Origin of the sequence: Paenactinomyces guangxiensis (assembly GCF_016055185.1) — a bacterium.
Taxonomy (GTDB): domain Bacteria; phylum Bacillota; class Bacilli; order Thermoactinomycetales; family Thermoactinomycetaceae; genus Paenactinomyces; species Paenactinomyces guangxiensis.
Window position 1 is genome coordinate 77,466 of record NZ_JAECVR010000007.1, and the last position, 17,285, is coordinate 94,750.

Consider the following 17,285-nt stretch of genomic DNA (forward strand, 5'->3'; position numbering starts at 1 on the left):
TTACATCACCCGCTTAAACATTTTTTCCAATTCATAGGTGGAGAAATGAATAAAAATTGGACGCCCATGGGGGCAAGTAAACGGATTATGGCACTCATTTAGCTGTTGCAGCAAATGCTCCATCTCATCTTGACGCAGATGCCGGTTTGCTTTGATCGCCGCTTTGCATGACATCATCTTGGCTCCCGCATCTCGCAATCTTGCCGTCTCCACCTTGCCCTGCTCTTTCAGCCATTCAACAATTTCCCGGATGATGGACTCCGCATCCTCCTGGGGAAACCAGCTGGGATAGGAACGAACAAGAAATGTAGATCCGCCGAAAGGCTCAATTTCTAAGCCCCACTGCTTCAGATAGTCAATATACGCCTGCACCACTTCTGCTTCTGCAGGAGAGCATTCAATCGTCATCGGGATCAAAAGCGGCTGTTGCCGGTGGTTTTCCTCATTCATTTTTTTAGAGAAAAGCTCATAATAAATTCGTTCATGCGCAGCGTGCTGATCCAGCAAATAAAAGCCGTCGGCTGATTGTGCCACGATATAGGTTCCGTGAATCTGGCTTAACGGCATCATTTCCGGCAATCTCTTTTTCTTTTCCCCTTTCTCTTCTTCAGAAGAGCCTGGTATCTCTTCTGGAGGCAGAAGTCCGGGTGCGGAACGCCAGTCTTTTTTTATCTGGGATATGGATGAAACAGTTGGTGAAAAGATTGCTTCATCCTGATCAATGTTCAACCCTCCGATATCCCGTTGAAGGCGGGAAGGCTCCGCTGGGGGTATTGCTTGATTCGTCCGGGTTGGAGTTTCTGCCATTTCCTTCACCCGGCTGGAGCCATCCTTTGGTGCAGAATATCCGGAATGCTTGGATGCCGGGGGCTCCCAATGCAAAGACTCCTGAACAACCTTGGTTTTTTGCATTTTTGCCTCACCGGGAACCCTTGACACTTCAGGTACAAACCGCTGCTCTTGAAACGCTTTTTTAATCGTATGTTCGACTAGTTGGCAGCATTCTCTTTCCTTGCTGAGCCGCACTTCCAATTTTGCCGGATGGACATTGACATCTACCAGTTTTGGATCCATCTCAACATGCAGCACACCGATCGGGTAACGTCCCGTCGGCAGCAATGTTCCATACGCACGCAGAACGGATTGGGTGATCGGAATGGATCGCACGTTACGGCCATTGAGAATAATGGTAATATAGGAACGGCTGGAACGAGTCACTTCCGGTTTACTCATACACCCTGAAATACGAAAGTCGGGATTTTCTCCCGATATAGAAACCAGCTTACTGGCTACTTGCTTCCCATACAAGGCATGCAGGACATGAATCAACTTTCCGTCACCGGGGGTACGAAATAACTCGCGCTGATTGTGTGAAAGTGAGAAAGCAATATTTGGATGAGCCAGAGCCAACCGTCCGATCGCGTCAGCAACATGGCTAATTTCAGTGTTGACGGTTTTTAGATATTTCAAACGAGCCGGGGTGTTGTAAAAAAGATCTCTCACAATAACTTCAGTTCCCGGGGAACAGGAGACATCATCCATCGAAACAAAATTTCCACCCTCGATCTGAACCTTTACCCCCAGCCCGGACGGATTGTCCGCCGTTGTTAAAGAAACACGGGACACAGAAGCGATACTGGGTAAAGCTTCACCGCGAAACCCCAGGGTGCGGATTGAATAAAGATCGCGTTCCCGCTTGATTTTGCTGGTTGCATGGCGTGAAAAAGCGAGGCGGGCATCCTCTCTCTCCATGCCCACTCCATTATCGGATACCCGAATAAGGGAGATTCCCCCCTCTTCAATGTAGATCCGGATTCGGGACGCCTCGGCATCAATCGCATTTTCCACCAGCTCTTTCACGATGGACGACGGACGCTCCACTACTTCACCCGCTGCTATTTGATTAGCTAAAAGATCATCTAAGATTTGGATTTTCCCCACCGCTTCTCACCTCCAGCCATAGTTGCCTCATTTGAGTTTCTGTTGTAGTTCAAACAGGAGCTGAATTGATTCAAACGGAGTTTTATTCAGCAAATCCCATGAACGAATCGCTTCCAGTGCCTGTTTCTCCTCCTCAGACAAGCCAACTTCTTTTACCACCACTTTTTCCTGCGGGGGGCCCCAGTCAAACAGGCTGAGTTGTCCGGGAGACGCGCTCGCCGCCTGTTGCAGCCGTCCTTCCAACTCGGACAGCAGTTCTTTTGCCCGCTCAATGACCGGTTGAGGGAGCCCTGCAAGTTCAGCCACATGGATTCCATAACTTCTGTCAGCTCCGCCCGGCATCATACGGTGTAAAAAGACCACCTTACCATTTCTCTCAATGCAATGAGCATGAATATTTACCAAACGATCCAGCTTATCTTCCAGTTCAGTCAGCTCATGATAATGAGTGGAAAACAGTGTTTTGCATCCGATATGATCATGAATATACTCGACAATCGCATGAGCGAGAGCCATTCCATCATAGGTAGAGGTTCCTCTTCCAACTTCATCAAGTAAAATAAGACTGCGGGGTGTTGCTTCCTTTAGGGCATGGCAGGTTTCGGCCATCTCCACCATAAATGTGCTCCGTCCGCCGATCAGATCATCTGCCGCCCCGATCCGGGTGAAAATCCGGTCGACAATGGCGACCTCCGCTTGCCTGGCAGGTACGAAACTTCCAATCTGGCTAAGAATCGTGATAAGTGCCACTTGCCTCATATATGTGCTTTTTCCAGCCATGTTGGGTCCGGTGATAAGTAAAATCTGTCGTTTAGTCGCATCTAATTCCGCATCGTTCGCAATAAATGTTTCATCATCGGAAACCGCTTCAACCACTGGATGCCGCCCCGCTTCAATAAAAATACGGTCTCCTGAGTGAAGGGCGGGACGAACATACTGATATTGGCGGGCAATGATGGCAAAAGCATGTAAAACATCCAGTTCAGCCACCCGTTCGGCCAGGGATTGGATGCGGTTTACCTGATTTGAAACCTGTTCCCGCACCTGGGTAAACAATTCATACTCCAGGTCGACTGATTTCTCGGCCGCAGTCAGGATCAGCTGTTCCCTCTCCTTCAACTCAGCAGTAACAAAACGCTCCGCGTTGGCCAGCGTTTGTTTCCTCTGATACCTGCCTTCTGGCAAGAGGCGAAGGTTGGATTTTGTTATCTCAATGTAATAGCCAAATACACGATTATATCCCACTTTGAGCGATTTAATCCCCGTTGCTGCCCTCTCTCTTTGCTCCAACTGGGTAATCCAGGTTTTTCCATCTTTCTGAATAGAGTGGTACTCATCCAGTTTTTGATCATATCCCTCCCGGATCATGCCGCCTTCTTTGACTGATACGGGCGGTTCATCCACTATCGCCTGTTCAATCAGCTCCGTGATATCCGGACAGGCATCCATCTCTTCGCCCAGTTGTTGCAGGCGGGGACAAGAAGTGAGTATCAGTTTTTCTTTTAAGCGGGGAATCACTTGTAACGAACGTTTCAAAGCATTGAGATCACGGGCATTGGCCGAACCGAAAGAGATTCTGGCCGCTAGTCGTTCCAGATCATACACCTGCTTTAAATAATCTTTCACATCATCCAATAAGAGAAAGTCGGCAATAAAAGCTTCTACTACTTCCTGTCTCTCATAAATCTTCTCCATATTGAGCAGAGGCTTGTCCAGCCATCGTTTCAGCAGGCGGCTACCCATCGCTGTAGCTGTCCGGTCTAACAGCCATAATAAAGAACCTCGTTTTTTTCCCTCCCCCAGGGTCACCGTCAATTCCAGATTGCGTTTTGCCGCATCATCCAACATCATATACTGCCTGGCATCATATCGGCGTAAACGCTGTAAATGACTGAGTGAGCGTTTCTGGGTTTGCTGCAGATAGGTAACGAGAATTCCCAGCACCCGTTTGAGAAGAGGAGTGGTGCAAACTTGAGCAAAATCGGGAAACTGACTAGCCAACTCCTGTTCCGTCTCTGTGTCGGACCGGGAGTAAGTAAACAGGGTTTGCAGTGCTTTTATACGGGTTTGCACCTTGTGGATCAGGTTTTTCTCTTGTGTCAGCAACTCGTCTAACACAACTTCTTTTGGTTGGTAAGAAGCAATCTCGTCCAACACGAAGTTCCCGGAACCATCCAGTTCTGTCACATGGCATTCACCCGTGGAGAGATCAACAGCAGCAAGAGCCACGGTTGAACCGGAGCCCGTAATGGTGACCAGAAAGTTGTTTTCCTGGTCAACCAGCATATTTTCCTCCATAATCGTTCCCGGGGTGATAACACGCACTACTTCCCGCTTAACTACCCCTTTTGCTGCTGCGGGATTTTCCACTTGTTCACAAATAGCCACTTTATAACCTTTTTCAATCAGTTTCTCAACATATGTATGGGCAGAATGATAGGGGACTCCACACATGGGCACCCTTTCTTTTCCCCCGTCTCTGCTTGTCAGGGTAATTTCCAACTCTTCAGAAGCCTTTTCTGCATCGCTGAAGAACATTTCATAGAAATCGCCAAGCCGAAAAAATAAAAAGGCATCGGGGTATTGTGCCTTAATTGAAAGATACTGCTGAATCATCGGAGTATACTGTGCCACTCTCTTTTCCTCCGGAATCTACTATTTTTTCGTTCATTTATTGTAACATGAAAAAAAGAACAAGCGCACCCCTTTTACGCTTGTTTTCGCCGATGATACGGGGGAATCCGCCAAACCTTTCTTAAATCCTGCCTTTCATCCCAGGCTTCCCCTGATGTGATATAGCGATAAAATGAATCAAGATACTTTTGATAGATCTTATAATCTTCCAACTTCTTGAGATCCTCCCACATCGATTCGACCAATCCGGCTATCTTTTCTTTGTTGCCGGCATAATAAGCCTGTTGCATAGTAAACTCAGCTAACGGATTATGCTTCAGGGTCGGATAGTTGGCTACAATCAGTTTGGCCGCCACTAAAACACCTTTTGTCAGTGTAGGAGAGATAAGCCAGCTGGGCAGAGTCCGGTATTCAAATCCTCCATGATACTGGTAGCGAAAATCCCCCAGAAAACCATACTTAGGGCGGCGGTTTTTTCCTCTTTCATCTTCAACTGCCACGAGGGGAAGGGATAAGTAATTATCTAATGCCCTCAACATCTTAAAATTTGGATGAATCCCGCTGAAATGGATATGTCCGCCTAAAGAAAAGCCATTGTAAGGCATGGCTCCCGCTAACCATTTTCCAGGTGTATTTCTCATTCTCTTGGCTGCCTGCATCAATCCTTGATAGATTCGGATCACTAAGGTACGGGGATCTGATGAAGGTTCGGGCCGGATTTCTACAAGCGGTTTATTGGAATGGCTTTGCCCCAGCCAAATTGCATCACAACCAACTTTCCCGCGAACCGGGAAATATTTGGAAGCTATTAACAGCTGCCCTTTCGGTGATTGCATAACAAACTCGGGGTCAGCCCCCAGAACGATCCGGTCAAGTGGAATTCTGGGTTCTTTCAATTGTTTTATATATTGCGTGATAGACCTAACCAGCGCATTTTCCATCTCCTGATTCAGCTTCGGACCTGGGACAACCTGCAGCACCACCATTTTTCTTGCGGCTCCAATCCCGATTTTCACTACCCCATAATCCAATCCCAGGGCATATAAGGCACGGATTGAGAGCATACGTACTTTCCGCACCTCTTTTCTCTGATCTTGAACGGGCACTCTTTGAAAGGTAAGCTTCTTTTGTTTCCTGGCGGCAGCCAGCCAGGCAGATTGGCTGATAGAACGATACATGGCAAGAACGCGGGTTTGGAAGACGCAGACAACATATTCCCTTAAGACAGATCCGTCCATTGAAACAGAGATTCCGTGCAATTGCAGGGTCTGGTTTCTCGTTTGGGAGGCAATCGCCCCCTCTACCTTCTTTTCATCATTCAAGATCAGCATGGCTTTTGCAAGCCGATGATCGTTTGGGCTTTCCAGACGAATCGAAGGTGCAAGCTTTCGATCCTTGGCAACGACAGCATCCCGAACCTTGTTCTCTATTGCAATATAAGGAAGGGTAACGGCTCCCATAACCTTTCCCCTTTCTTCTACCGCACCTGGGGTGTAAAACAACAGCATTATGTCATATGTTATGTGTCAAAGAGGAAAATGGTTAGTAAAAAAGAAAAAAAGAAGGCATTTGCCTTCGATACTGAATAAAATATAGATAATTTAATCGTCTAAATCGTCAATCACCAAATCGGGATCGAGATCTTCAAACTGGTAGTTCTCCATCTCATCGGAATAACCGCTTATCGACTCTTTGTCATCCATTTCGGCCATTTCCAGCGGATAAACAGCCACGCACATTTTAGTTTCTCCCACCATCTCTACCATAAACTCTTTTTCTACACGCACGATCACGGCATCGGACTGAGCTGAGATGGACGCTTCCACACAGTTGGGCGCTTGCGTAACAACGGCACTCACTTCAGCAGTTACTTCACGAGTGTTGCGATCATAGTAACCCAGAGGAACTTGCTCCGTATAGCGAACCGTTTCTTTGACAACATCTGTTTTGGTGTTGCCTTTGGTAGAGTACCAGATATTGATATCATAACTGCCACGAACTTCAACAGCTTCTCCAACTTGACTGCATTCGTACGTATGGTTGATGACCCAGGCTCCCAATATGGTATGGATGTTTTCCGGTGGTAAAATCGAATGCGTGACCTGAGAAAATTTCCGCCCTTTTCCGCAAACTGCTTTGGTGATAATTTGGCGGTATTCCACTGCTCTATCTGTATTCGACAATATGCTCCCTCCTCCAAACATCGTTCAATAACAAGTGTATGCAGGGCATGTGTCTAGAGTGCAAAAAACCCTGCGGAGTTTTTCCGCAGGGTTGTCTTTATTTGCTCTTGCAGCCACAGGGCCCGCCGCTGCCGCAACCACCCGGGTCTTCGCCTCCGGTTTCCACACAGATTTTAGTTGATACCGTATCGGCGACAATTCTCTGGATGGTTTGCAACAAATCATTTGCGTCTACTTGTGATTGCTGGTATTCACGAACGATCGGGAGATGTTCCAACTCATCATTTAATCGTTCCAATTCTTGCTCCAATTGGCGAATATACCCGGTCTTTTGGAAATGCTTTGCATGAACCAGCTCTTTTTGTTTTCGTTTGATTGTTTCAATATAGTTTTGTACCGTTTTACTGTTCTTCACTTGCTCTTCCGCCAGCCTGAAGCGCCTTATTTCCTCACACTCCTGCAAGCGATTTGCCAACTTGCCCGCCAATAAAAGAATAGGATGCTCTGTGGAAATTGATGCCATCTCAGACACCCACCTGAGCTAATTGCTCTTGATCAACCCATACTCCTTTTAATGTCCAGGTTTGAGGTTCGTCGATACGGACATGGACAAGCTTGCCAATCAGATGTTTGGGGCCGGTAAAGTTGACTAACTTGTTAGTGCGAGTCCGGCCGGATAATACATTAGCATTTTTCTTGCTTTCCCCTTCCACGAGAACCTCAACAATTTGACCGCGAAGAGCCTCATTCTTTTTACGGCTGATTTCATTTTGTAAATCATTGAGCCGCTGCAACCGTTCTTTCTTCACTTCCATTGGCACATCGTCTTTCATTTTAGCAGCTGGTGTACCTTCACGCGGGGAGTAGATAAAGGTAAAGGCGGAATCATATTGCATTTCCTCCACCAGAGACAGTGTTTCTTGGAACTGTTCCTCTGTCTCCCCGGGGAATCCGACGATAATATCCGTAGTGAAGACTGCGTCAGGAATCGCTTGTTTGATTTTACGTGCCAGTTCCAGGTACTGTTCACGGGTATATTTACGGGCCATCATTTTCAACACAGCACTGCTTCCGGACTGTACCGGAAGATGAATGTGTTCAACCAGATTTCCGCGTTTAGCGAGCACCTCGATCAAATGATCATCAAAGTCGCGCGGGTGGCTGGTCGTAAAACGTACACGGGGGATTCCAATCTTTCGTACATCATCCATCAAGTCACCAAATCGATAATTGATATCGGTAAAGTCTTTCCCATAGGCATTTACATTTTGCCCCAACAGGGTGACTTCTTGATAACCTTTGCGGGCTAGATCCCGAATCTCGTTTAACACATCTTCAGGACGGCGGCTCCGCTCTTTTCCCCGGGTATATGGTACGATACAGTAGGTGCAGAATTTATCGCAGCCATACATAATGTTCACCCATGCGCGCAACCCGTCTGTCCGCACTTTAGGCATGTTTTCAACCACGTCGCCCTCTTTGGACCAGACCTCCACCACCATTTCCTTACTGAAAAGAGCATTTTGCAGCAAATAAGGAAGACGATGGATATTATGCGTACCAAAGATGAGATCTACATGCTGGTAACTCTGTAAAATACGGTTCACGACAGACTCTTCCTGAGACATGCAGCCACATACTCCCAGGATCAGATCCGGTTTTTCCAATTTGAGGCGCTTCAGGCGGCCCAAGCCTCCAAACACTTTATCTTCCGCGTTTTCGCGGATCGCACAGGTGTTCAGTAAAATGATGTCTGCTTCCTGCTCTTCTTCTGTTGCTGTATATCCCATTTGTTCCAGGATACCGGCAATCGTCTCGCTATCGTGTACATTCATTTGACAACCGTACGTCTGGATCAGATATTTTTTTCCCTGACCCACCTGGCGCATATTTTCAGGGATCTGCTCAAATTGCAGCACTTGAATTTCTTCTTTTCCACGCTTCTTTGCTGCTTTTAAGTCAGGTGCGATGAAGTACTGGCTATAATCTTTCACTTTTTGGCTCATTTGTTTTCACACCTTTCTGTTTCAGCTACAAAATATATATCAATGAACGAACAGTCAGATTAATAAGTAGCCCTTTGCAACTAACATATTATACATCAATCCGTTATCTCTTTCAATAACAGCTCCTGACGCTGGCATCCATCCGCAATAGGTTTGTATTGCAAACTTGTTTAAGTTATTTTACTGCAGGAGTAATAAATAATCCCTGCAAAAAAATTAGGCGCCCAGTTTACGGCACCTGATTCTGCTTGGCGTGTTTAATATTCATTCAAACTTATTTTAACTGCTTCGCCTGTTTCCGCTGATTGATAAAAAGCCTCGATGATATGCTGTAGAATGGTTCCTTGTTTCGGGGTGCTTAAAGGTGGGGTTCCCGTTAAGCAGGAGTCGACAAATCTGGCAATCTCCACCTCGTGGTATCCCTGTTTGGGCAAATAAGACGGAGTGATATCAATCAAGGTCTCATACTTTTCCTGATAAATTTTCAAAGGGAAAACATCCGCCCCTCCCTGGTCTCCCATGAGGGATACCTGCATCATTTCATGTTGCTCAATGTTGGCAGCAAAAGCAGCTTCCAACAGCAAAGTGGCCCCATTCTTAAAACGGATCATCCCTTGCGCCAAATCTTCAACGGAGAAGTTCTTCCAATCCCATTCACCAAACAGGCCCACCCCTTTTCGGGTACCAATCTTCTGATAAGTGCTTCCTAAAACGATCGCCGGTTCCGGATAACCCATCAGGTACAAAGCAGTATCCAACATGTGTACACCAACATCGATCAAGGCTCCCCCGCCCTGCAGTTCTTTATTGGTAAAAACGCCCCAGCCGGGGATTCCGCGCCGGCGGAGAGCCTGGGCTCTGGCCGAATAAATTTCCCCTAATTCATTTGCATCAATAAAACGTTTAAGTGCCTCCACTTGCGGGGAATGGCGGTAGTGAAATCCATAGGTAAGAATTTTCCCTGTTTGCTTAGCGATTCGAGCCATTCGCTCCGCTTCTGAAGCAGTCATGGCAGGAGGTTTTTCACAAAGAACGTGACACCCTGCTTCCAGTGCAGCAACTGCAGCCGGAGCATGAAACTTATTCGGGGTACAGATACTGACGGCATCCAATTCCATCTCTTGCAGCATTTTTTCGTAGTTGGAAAAAGCATGAGGGATATGAAATTTTTGCGCCACTTGCAGGGCCTTTTCTTTCACAACATCAGCAATGGCAATAAGTTCAACTTTATCTCCACATTTTAAATAGTTGGGGATATGTGCATCACTCGCGATTCCGCCGGCACCAATAATTCCAACCCGTAAACGTTGAGTCATATAACAACGCTCCTTTTATAATGAAAGGGAAATAAAACCATTTTTTGACGAGAAATAACAGGAAATTCATGAATTTTTGCAGTGATTTCTTTGAGTTGACTCTCCCTCAATCAGTTTTACCTCAAATTCAAACAGTTGAGATCCGGTCTGCTCACCCCTGATTTTTTGCACCAGCATTTTAGCTGCCTTTGCCCCCATTTGATAAATAGGTTGAGCTACCGTTGTAATGGTGGGTTGTGTTAATTTCGTCAACATAATTCCGTCAAATCCACAAACCGCTATATCTGTTGGAACCCTGAGCCCCTGTTTTCGCAGTTCTTTTAAAACCCCCAGAGCCATCAAGTCGTTTCCGGCAAAAATCCCATCAATATCCGGATGTCTCCTCAACAGATTTTGCAGGGCAATATCGCTTCCTTCAATTTGAAATTGGCCTTCTTCAATGAGGGTAGGATCATACCAACTAAAAAGCTTAACAACATCTTCATATCCGTATAAACGCTCTCTGCCCGTATCTGTTTTTTGCGGACCGGATATATGGGCAATTTTGCGGCAACCGTGTTCCAACAAATGATGGACAGCCAGGCGGGCACCCTCCCGGTTTTTAGACCGAACAATACTGTAACCTTCATTAATAATAGAGCGGTCCAGAATAACCACGGGAATTTTATCATCACGGAATGATTCAATATCTTTTTCATTAAAGGTATTTGATGAAATAATCAGCCCGTCAACATTTTTTTTCTTTAATACTTCAATGTAATTGGCTTCCTTGTTGTCATCATTATCAGAGTTACACAGGAAAACAGTAAAATCATGCTGCTGGGCAACATCTTCCACCGCACGGGCCAACTCTGAAAAAAAAGGGTTTGATATATCCGGGAGGATCAAGGCAATAAAGTGCATTTTTTTGCCGGCTAATCCCCGCGCCACTGTACTGGGTTTGTAGTTGAGATGCTTCATGGCATGTAACACTTTCGCTCTTGTTTTTGTATTGACATACCCGCTTTGATTGATAACCCGGGAGACTGTGGCGACTGAAACCCCGGCCATTTTGGCTACATCTCGGATGGTAGGCATCTTATTTTCACCAACTTATCGTGCTTAATAAAATGGTAATCGATGAGCACCCTTAAATTTTCTCACTAAGAGTTGTCAGGAGTACAATTTTTTCTATCCTTTAAAAATTCTCCTGGGCTGGGGTTGACACCTTCAAAGTTTGATAATGTTACTGATAAACATTTTTTTGTCCGGGACTTTACACCTCATCCCGCAACCCACACCTATAGGAAATGTAATCGATTACAAATGAGCAGACTCCTTTATCCTCCATCTCGTAAAAAATGCAACCTGTCCCGGCCCGATTGAGTTTTTGTCCCAAAAAACACTTTCAACATTAATATATCTAATATGGCCACTAATGAAAAGGATAGTTTTAATCCCTTTTTACCTTTTTAAAAGGTTTAAACAAATCAAAACAGATGCTCACTACCGTTCTCTAACGAGTCCTCTCATTTGATTGATCGGAAAAACATGTAAAAATAATTAGTACAATAGAACTGACAATAGTATAATTGAAACAATGGAACATGTTGCATAAATATCATCTGTCCCCATGGCATTCCTGCGTTTATGCAACAACATCATGATTTATATATTAAAAACAGGAGGAGCAAAAATGACAGAACAAAATCACACTAAAAAGTTACCGCTTCGTTCTGAGATTCCCGAAGAATATACTTGGCGCTTAGAAGATATTTTTGAAACCGATGAAGCATGGGAACAGGAATTTAAGCGAATTAAAAAGATGCTCCCCAAAATTGGGGAATTTAAAGGAAAGTTAGGCAACTCAGCGAACAACTTATTAGCCGCGCTACAATATAAAGATGAGGTTGACATGCGTTTAGGAAAATTATTTACATATGCACGCATGCGGTATGATCAAGATACGACAAACTCTTTCTATCAGGCCTTAAATGACCGGGCAACCATATTGTATACCGAAGCCTCCAGTATGAAGGCCTATATCGTACCGGAGATCCTCGCGATCAGTGAAGAAACCATTCAAACATTCCTAAATGAAAACAGCCAGTTAAGGGTGTACAAACAAGCACTGGATGAGTTAAACCGAAAGCGCCCTCATGTGTTATCCGCAACCGAGGAAGCAATACTTTCACAGGCAGCAGATGTGATGAGGTCATCCGGCAATACTTTTGGCATGTTAAACAACGCCGACCTGAAATTTCCTTCCATTGTTGATGAAGACGGAAACCGGGTTGAAGTAACACACGGCCGCTTTGTTCATTTTCTGGAAAGCAGTGACCGGCGGGTTAGAAAAGAGGCATTCCATGCAGTGTATCATACGTATGGAGAATACAAAAATACGTTTGCGAGCACATTGAGCGGTGCGGTGAAGAAAAATAACTTTTTTGCACGTGTACGGAAATATCAATCTGCCAGGCAGGCGGCATTAAACAGTAATCATATTCCGGAAACAGTTTACGATCAACTTGTACACACTGTAAATGATCACTTACATCTCCTGCACAAGTATGTATCCATCAAGAAGCGTGCTCTCGGACTTTCCGACTTACATATGTATGATTTATATACACCGCTGATTAAGGACGTCAAGTTTAAGGTTACCTACAAAGAAGCACAGGAAATATTGCTAAAAGGATTGAAACCCTTAGGGGAGGAGTATTTAGCGATCCTCAGGGAAGCCTTTCAAAACCGTTGGGTGGATGTTTATGAAAATAAAGGGAAACGAAGCGGTGCTTATTCTTCCGGTGCGTACGGCACCAATCCCTACATTTTAATGAACTGGCAAGACAATATTGATAATCTCTTTACCCTGGCCCATGAATTCGGTCACTCCCTCCATAGCTATTACACACGAAAAACACAGCCTTATGTTTATGGAGATTACACTATTTTTGTCGCTGAAGTTGCTTCTACCTGCAATGAATCATTACTCAATGACTATTTATTGAAAACGACCGATGATCACAAAAAACGACTCTATCTGTTAAATCACTATCTTGAATCATTCCGGAGCACCGTGTTCCGGCAGACGATGTTTGCTGAGTTTGAACATCTTATTCATCAAAAAGCACAGGATGGTGAAGCATTAACCCCGGATCTTTTAACTTCTCTCTATTACGATTTAAATAAAAAGTATTATGGAAACGAGATTAACATTGATCAGGAAATCGGATTAGAATGGGCAAGAATCCCCCATTTCTACTACAATTACTACGTTTATCAATATTCGACCGGTTTCAGTGCTGCTACCGCTCTGTCCAGGCAAATTCTCGAAGAGGGACAACCGGCTGTAGACCGCTATCTGAAGTTCTTGAATGCCGGAAGTTCAGATTATCCTATTGAAATTTTGAAACAAGCGGGCGTCGACATGACCTCACCTGAGCCAATCCGGCAAGCTTTACAAGTTTTTGCGGAAAAATTGGATGAAATGGAGCAACTTCTGTTCACACTATAAAACAACAAAAACCCCGGCCCATATTATTTTTTGAATCAGGCCGGGGTTTTTGTTGTGAACTGCATCTCGTTGAAATGGGGCCCGCAAATCTTAAGATTTTTTTCCCTCACCCTCAAACAGATATAAATAGTCACCATATCCTTCTTTTTCCATATTTTCTCTGGGAATAAAACGCAAGGCCGCTGAATTGATACAATATCGCAAACCGGTCGGCCCGGGGCCATCATTAAACACGTGCCCGAGATGGGAGTCCGCTTCTCTGCTTCTCACCTCCGTACGGATCATCTGATGGCTGTAATCCGGTTTTTCTATGACTTGCTCTTGATGGATCGGCTTTGTAAAACTGGGCCAGCCACAGCCGGAATCAAACTTGTCCAACGAGCTGAACAAGGGCTCACCCGAGACAATGTCTACATAAATTCCCTCTTTTTTATTATCCCAATATTCATTTCTGAAAGGCGGTTCCGTGCCGTTGTTTTGAGTCACTTCGTACTGCAGTTTATTTAATCTCTTTTTTACCTGTTCCTGTTCTGCACGATTGTGTCTGCTTCTTTTTATTTCGTTCGTTTCCCTCTGCATAAGAATCACTCTCCGCTCAGATGGCTTTCCTTCAAGTTTGACAGTACCTGTACTCCCAGGGGAAGTCAAGTGTAGAATCATCAAATCTTTATCATTATCCTGTCCAGACATCATGGATATAACACAGAAGCCTGTCAATGAAAAAAGGTTGCAGGGTTCTTTCTCCATCTCTTTCCAATGATCCCAGCCAGTGGATGCTTGTTAAATCACAAGCAAACTGCTTATATACGAACAATAAAAGATAATAAATTAATATTGTTCGCATTTACTATATATTTCCCCATTGATTAAAACCCGTTTGTCTGATATAGTACCAAAAGGTTTTTGAAAACGATTCTTTTCCTGAAGCATTCTAAATAAGAAATCAAACTGTAATTTATATGGGGGTTCCATATGAAATCAAAATATGATGTGATTGTTGTCGGCGCAGGACCGGCCGGTATTTTTACATGTTATGAAATATCACTAAAAATGCCGGAAGCCAATATTCTGCTCATTGATAAAGGCCATGACATCTATAGGCGCAATTGCCCCATTTTACAGAAAAAAATACAAAAATGTCCCCCCGCAGCCGGAAAAAAAGATTTTGCCGGCTGTGTACCCGCCTGCTCGATTACCAACGGATTTGGAGGTGCAGGGGCATACTCTGACGGTAAATTTAACATCACCAGTGAATTTGGCGGTTGGATGACTGATTATTTACCGACGGAAACGGTTATAGATTTGATTAAATATGTGGATGAAATCAATTTAAAACACGGCGCAACAGACACCATTACTGATCCACTTACAGATCAGGTGCGGAAAATTGAGAAAAAAGCTTATTCTGCCGGACTAAAGTTGCTGCGTGCACAGGTGCGTCATTTAGGTACGGAACAAAACTTGAAGATTTTAACCAGCATCTATGAATATCTAAAAAATAAACTTGACATGATGTATAAAACTGAAGTGGTCGATCTAGTAACTGAGAAGAAAGACCAGGCACATCAAGTCTCAGGTGTGGAATTAAAGGATGGGACTAAAATACGCGCCGAAAAAGTTGTGATTGTTCCCGGCCGTGACGGTTCAGCATGGCTGGCAAAAATCCTTAAGAAACGGCGTCTGAAAATGTCCGCCAATCAGGTTGATATCGGTGTTCGGGTCGAAACATCCAATATGGTCATGGAAGAAATTAACCAGCATCTGTATGAAGGAAAGTTTATTTTTAATACTTCTGTGGGAACCAGGGTCCGGACTTTCTGCAGCAATCCCTCCGGGCATGTCGTTGTTGAGAACCATTCGGGAATTATGCTGGCAAACGGGCATGCTTACAAAGATCCAAGTCTGGGAAGTGAAAACACCAATTTTGCCCTGCTTGTTTCCCATAAGTTTGATGAGCCGTTTGATCAACCCACCGAATATGCCCACGAAGTATCGCGCCTGGCCAACCAGCTCTCCAATGGCGGGGTTATCGTGCAAAAATACGGAGATATCATGAAAGGGCGCCGTTCCACCTATAAACGAATCAAAGAAGGATTTATCAATCCAACCTTAAAAGAGGCTGTACCCGGGGACCTGGGTCTTGTGTTACCATATAACACCATGAAAAGCCTGATTGAAATGGTTGAAGCGCTTAATCATGTAACGCCGGGAATCTCCTCAGAACACACCTTATTTTATGGTGTAGAGGCAAAGTTTTACTCCGCTCGTCCCAAGTTAAACAACCACTTTGAATCTGAAATCACCGGACTTTACATCGGCGGAGATGGTGCGGGTATCACTCGCGGTCTTGCCCAGGCAAGTGCTTGCGGTGTATGGATCGCAAGAGATATTGTAAAAAAGTTAAAGGAACACTCCCACCCTGCTGTTCAACAAGTTTAGAAACAACTTGCGGACATATTGAATAGTCTGTGTCCTGCCGCTTGATGTATATATAAACCCCAGCTATATCTCCGGCTGGGGTTTATTTTATTAAATAATACCTAACTTTTTACCCGCTTTCTCAAACTTGGTGAGGCAATACTCCAGTTCTTCTTTACTGTGAACGGCCGTGACAATAGTACGAACCCGGGCCTTGCCTTTTGCAACTGTTGGATAAACAATTCCCTGGGCATAAACACCTTCTGCAAACAACTCGTCTGAGAGGCGCATCGTCAGAGCATCGTCACCGACGATCACCGGGGTAATCGGTGTTTCACTGCTCCCGGTGTCAAACCCAAGGTTATTAAGGCCTTCTTTAAAGAAACGGGTGTTTTCCCATAAGCGATCAATCAGTTGTGGTTCTTCTAACAGCACATCCAGTGCAGCATTACAGGCAGCGGTTACTGCCGGCGGATGAGAGGTGCTGAACAAGAAAGGACGGGCGCGATGGATCAAATAATCACGCAACACTTTTGGGCCGGCTACATATCCTCCCAAAACCCCGATTGCCTTGGAAAGGGTGCCTACCTGGATATGGACACGACCATGCAGACCAAAGTGGTCTACCGTTCCACGTCCGTTTTTACCGAGGACACCGCTTGCGTGGGCATCGTCTACCATCACCAGCGCATCGTACTTTTCGCAGAGCTCCACGATCTCAGGTAATGGTGCGATATCTCCATCCATACTGAAAACTCCGTCAGTAACCACAAGACGTACACGGGCAGACTGGGTTTCCTGCAGCGCCTTCTCCAAATCATCCAGATCGGAGTGTTTATAAATACGCCGTCCTGCTTTGGTCAGACGAATCCCGTCAATGATGCTCGCGTGGTTCAGCTCATCGCTGATTACCACATCCTGATCGCTTAAGATGGATGAAACCACACCCACATTGGCAGTAAAACCGGATTGGAACACAAGGGCTGCTTCAGTATGTTTAAAGTTAGCGAGTCGTTTTTCATACTTTTCGTGCATACTGAAGGTTCCCGCGATCGTACGAACAGAACCGGTTCCCGCTCCAAACGCTTCAACTGCTTCCAGAGCCGCTTGTTTCAGACGCGGATGAGTCGTTAACCCGAGATAGTTGTTGGAAGACAGCTGAATCACTTCTTGGCCGCGAATCCTGACTTTAGAGCCTTGCTCCGATTCCAATTCGGTGAGCGGACGAAAAGTACCGGCTGTTTTCCATTCTTGAATCTCTTTTTCCAGGTGGGCAAATCCTGACATATTT

The 17,285-nt window shown here is 45.1% G+C and carries 11 protein-coding genes and 1 pseudogene; 2 read left to right on the top strand and 10 right to left on the bottom strand.

From position 1 onward, the window contains the following. From mutL to I8U27_RS08760, 8 genes are all read right to left on the bottom strand, one after another. The gene (mutL, locus tag I8U27_RS08725) at nucleotides 1-1,941 is read right to left on the bottom strand and encodes a DNA mismatch repair endonuclease MutL (protein WP_181751681.1); all 1,941 of its coding nucleotides are present in this window, start codon (nucleotides 1,939-1,941) and stop codon (nucleotides 1-3) included. 27 nt (nucleotides 1,942-1,968) lie between these two features. After that, nucleotides 1,969-4,575, bottom strand: coding sequence for a DNA mismatch repair protein MutS (gene mutS, locus I8U27_RS08730; protein WP_181751680.1), 2,607 nt, complete (start codon nucleotides 4,573-4,575; stop codon nucleotides 1,969-1,971). A gap of 74 nt (nucleotides 4,576-4,649) precedes the next feature. Continuing rightward, nucleotides 4,650-6,035, bottom strand: a complete 1,386-nt coding sequence (locus tag I8U27_RS08735; protein WP_181751679.1) for a putative amidoligase domain-containing protein — start codon at nucleotides 6,033-6,035, stop codon at nucleotides 4,650-4,652. A gap of 141 nt (nucleotides 6,036-6,176) precedes the next feature. Further along, nucleotides 6,177-6,758 carry an outer spore coat protein CotE gene (cotE, locus tag I8U27_RS08740; protein ID WP_181751678.1) on the bottom strand — a complete coding sequence of 194 codons (582 nt, stop codon included), beginning with the start codon at nucleotides 6,756-6,758 and terminating at the stop codon, nucleotides 6,177-6,179. A 97-nt stretch (nucleotides 6,759-6,855) separates the two neighbouring features. Next, a complete protein-coding gene (locus I8U27_RS08745; protein ID WP_181751677.1) occupies nucleotides 6,856-7,281 on the bottom strand; it encodes a RicAFT regulatory complex protein RicA family protein in 426 nt (141 codons plus the stop codon). A gap of 1 nt (nucleotide 7,282) precedes the next feature. Continuing rightward, nucleotides 7,283-8,764, bottom strand: coding sequence for a tRNA (N6-isopentenyl adenosine(37)-C2)-methylthiotransferase MiaB (gene miaB / locus I8U27_RS08750; RefSeq protein WP_181751676.1), 1,482 nt, complete (start codon nucleotides 8,762-8,764; stop codon nucleotides 7,283-7,285). Nucleotides 8,765-9,021: 257 nt separating this feature from the next. Then, nucleotides 9,022-10,080, bottom strand: coding sequence for a Gfo/Idh/MocA family protein (locus I8U27_RS08755; RefSeq protein ID WP_181751675.1), 1,059 nt, complete (start codon nucleotides 10,078-10,080; stop codon nucleotides 9,022-9,024). A 66-nt stretch (nucleotides 10,081-10,146) separates the two neighbouring features. Then, nucleotides 10,147-11,157, bottom strand: coding sequence for a LacI family DNA-binding transcriptional regulator (locus I8U27_RS08760; protein ID WP_181751674.1), 1,011 nt, complete (start codon nucleotides 11,155-11,157; stop codon nucleotides 10,147-10,149). A gap of 598 nt (nucleotides 11,158-11,755) precedes the next feature. Here I8U27_RS08760 and pepF point away from each other — a divergent pair. Continuing rightward, nucleotides 11,756-13,576 (top strand): oligoendopeptidase F, encoded by a 1,821-nt coding sequence (gene pepF, locus I8U27_RS08765; protein ID WP_181751673.1) that lies wholly within the window; start codon nucleotides 11,756-11,758, stop codon nucleotides 13,574-13,576. A 90-nt stretch (nucleotides 13,577-13,666) separates the two neighbouring features. Here the strand turns inward: pepF and msrB are convergent. After that, nucleotides 13,667-14,095 (bottom strand): annotated as a pseudogene (msrB, locus tag I8U27_RS08770) (peptide-methionine (R)-S-oxide reductase MsrB); the annotation flags it as partial. Between the two features lie 453 nt (nucleotides 14,096-14,548). On the opposite strand from msrB, the gene I8U27_RS08775 reads away from it, so the two are divergent. Beyond that, complete coding sequence (locus I8U27_RS08775) at nucleotides 14,549-16,015, top strand: NAD(P)/FAD-dependent oxidoreductase (RefSeq protein WP_181751671.1); 1,467 nt, start codon at nucleotides 14,549-14,551, stop codon at nucleotides 16,013-16,015. Between the two features lie 90 nt (nucleotides 16,016-16,105). Here I8U27_RS08775 and I8U27_RS08780 read toward each other — a convergent pair whose 3' ends face one another. Then, nucleotides 16,106-17,281 carry a glycine C-acetyltransferase gene (locus tag I8U27_RS08780; RefSeq protein ID WP_181751670.1) on the bottom strand — a complete coding sequence of 392 codons (1,176 nt, stop codon included), beginning with the start codon at nucleotides 17,279-17,281 and terminating at the stop codon, nucleotides 16,106-16,108. Between the last annotated feature and the right edge of the window lie 4 nt (nucleotides 17,282-17,285).